2 protein-coding genes and 1 pseudogene are annotated in these 1,901 nt (G+C 70.0%); 1 reads left to right on the forward strand and 2 read right to left on the reverse strand.

All coding sequences use genetic code 11. The features are described from left to right. Both HW445_RS29135 and HW445_RS29140 read right to left on the reverse strand, forming a co-directional pair. A pseudogene (locus HW445_RS29135) lies at positions 1-283 on the reverse strand (hypothetical protein); the annotation flags it as partial. Next, on the reverse strand, positions 283-1,188 hold the full coding sequence (locus tag HW445_RS29140) for a GntR family transcriptional regulator (protein ID WP_180223829.1): 906 nt from the start codon (positions 1,186-1,188) through the stop codon (positions 283-285). The gene HW445_RS29140 and the pseudogene HW445_RS29135, both read right to left, overlap by 1 nt. Positions 1,189-1,360: 172 nt before the next feature. Here HW445_RS29140 and HW445_RS29145 point away from each other — a divergent pair, with 172 nt between their 5' ends. Then, positions 1,361-1,552 carry a hypothetical protein gene (locus HW445_RS29145; protein ID WP_180223830.1) on the forward strand — a complete coding sequence of 64 codons (192 nt, stop codon included), beginning with the start codon at positions 1,361-1,363 and terminating at the stop codon, positions 1,550-1,552. The last annotated feature ends 349 nt before the right edge of the window (positions 1,553-1,901 follow it).

Consider the following 1,901-nt stretch of genomic DNA (forward strand, 5'->3'; position numbering starts at 1 on the left):
CCCGCTCGCGCACGGCGGCGGCGAGGGCCGTGTCCGGTCCTTCGGCCACCGCGGCCAGCACCGCGTAGGGATCGAGACCGGCCCGTGGGGCGACCGGGAGCCGCCCGGCGTCGTCGGGTCCACCGAGCCGGGCGACCAGCTGGACCAGGTCGTCGGCGAGCTGACGCAGCTCCTCCCCACCCGGCGGGTAGAGCCGGCAGAGGGGGCCGTCGAGGGCCAGGAGCACGACACGGGCGCGGGAGACGAGGCGGTCCGCCTCGGCGGTCATCACATGAGGGGCCATCACGACAGTGTCAGGTCGCTGGTGATGGTTTCCCAGAGGGCGTCGAACCACTTCTGCGACTGTTCCACGAACGCCGCGTCCCGCGAGGCCCCGGCGCGCTCGAAGGAGAAGAGCAGGGACTCCGCGCTCATCCCGTCGAAGACCTCCACGGCCTCGCTCTCGCCGACCGTCTCCTCGCGCCGCGTGATCATGTAGTAGGCCATCAGCGCCTCGGAGCCGTTGAGCAGGTAGAGCTTCACCGGCGGGGTGAACGGCAGCGCCCGGAAGGTCACCCGGACGTCCACACCGTGCGAGTGCCGCAGCATCCGCAGGTTGTGGCGCAGGACGTGGCCCTGGGCGTTGCGCTGGGCCAGCCACCACTCGTGGACCGGGTCGGGCGGCTCGAGGTCGCCGTCGGCGCGCTTGCGGCGCCCCTCGACCGGGACCGGGAAGGCCAGGTTGATGTTCCGGGAGGGCACCAGGATCCGCACGTCGATGGATTCCGGCCGGACCCGGCCCTCGTGGACCATCCGCAGCGGCTCGGCGAGCGCCAGCATCAGCGTCTCGGCCGTCAGGCAGACCGCGTCGATCCGCACCGCCGGCTCCTGGAACGCCTGCACCAGCCGGGGCGCCAGCCCCACCATGGCCGAGCGCGGCTCGCCCGACGGGGGACGCCGCTCCGCGATCCGCGGCGGGCTGCCCTTGCTCACATTGGTCAGCAGCCCGAGCTCCTGCAAGGTGCGCAGCGCCTGACGCACGGCACCGCGCTCCACGCCGAACTCCACCGCGAGCTCGGCCTGGGTGGGCAGACGGTCACCCGCCTTGAGCTCCCCCGCCTGGATCCGGTCGCGCAGCACCTCGGCGATCTCATGGGACGAGAGTCTCCTGTTGCCAGTCACCGCCACGCTCTCCTGAGTCACGACCAAACGGTACAACTTCCGTGCAGATTACGGAGGTTGGTTTCACGAACCACCAACTGGACATAACTTCAACCAACTTGGACGCTTGGCAAAGTTGGACCGAGTTGGCCGCACGTCCACCACCGGGAGAGAACCACGCACCGGACACCCTGAGACCCGACACCCCCTGGAGGCACCCGTGCCCGCCCTTGCCGCCCTCGCCGCCGCACTCACCGTCGCGGCACTCGAGCGGTACGTCGAGATGAAGTACGGCACGGCCGGACTCGTCGGCCTGCTGCTCCTGACCGTCGGCCACAAGGCCCACAGCCCGACGTGCAGCTCCGCCGGGGCGGTGGTGCTCGCCGCGACGGTCACCTCGCCCGTCGTCTGACACGCCAAGCCTACAACTTCACGCCAAATATGGGGAGTTCACAGAAAGGTGGTTAAGCGGACGAGCAAGATGGATACAACTACAGAAGAGTTGGTCGCCAACTCACCCAACATGGCCGAGGAATAGGACGGTTGGCGTCCACGGCCGTGAGACACGGCAGCGCTCCTCTCCGGAGGGGAGCCGGGAGCGCACCACCACAACTGAAGAGCACGCTACGGATGCACCACCGCACCAGGCACAGGACACCACCCACCAGGCCGGAAGGAGACCGCCCAGGAGAGTTCACGGCAGGGCGCCCGCCCGTTCCGGGCGGGGCCCCTGCGGCTCCCGGACCGGCCTCGCCGGCACC

It is taken from the genome of Streptomyces sp. UH6 (assembly GCF_013421635.1).
Lineage (GTDB): Bacteria > Actinomycetota > Actinomycetes > Streptomycetales > Streptomycetaceae > Streptomyces > Streptomyces abyssomicinicus.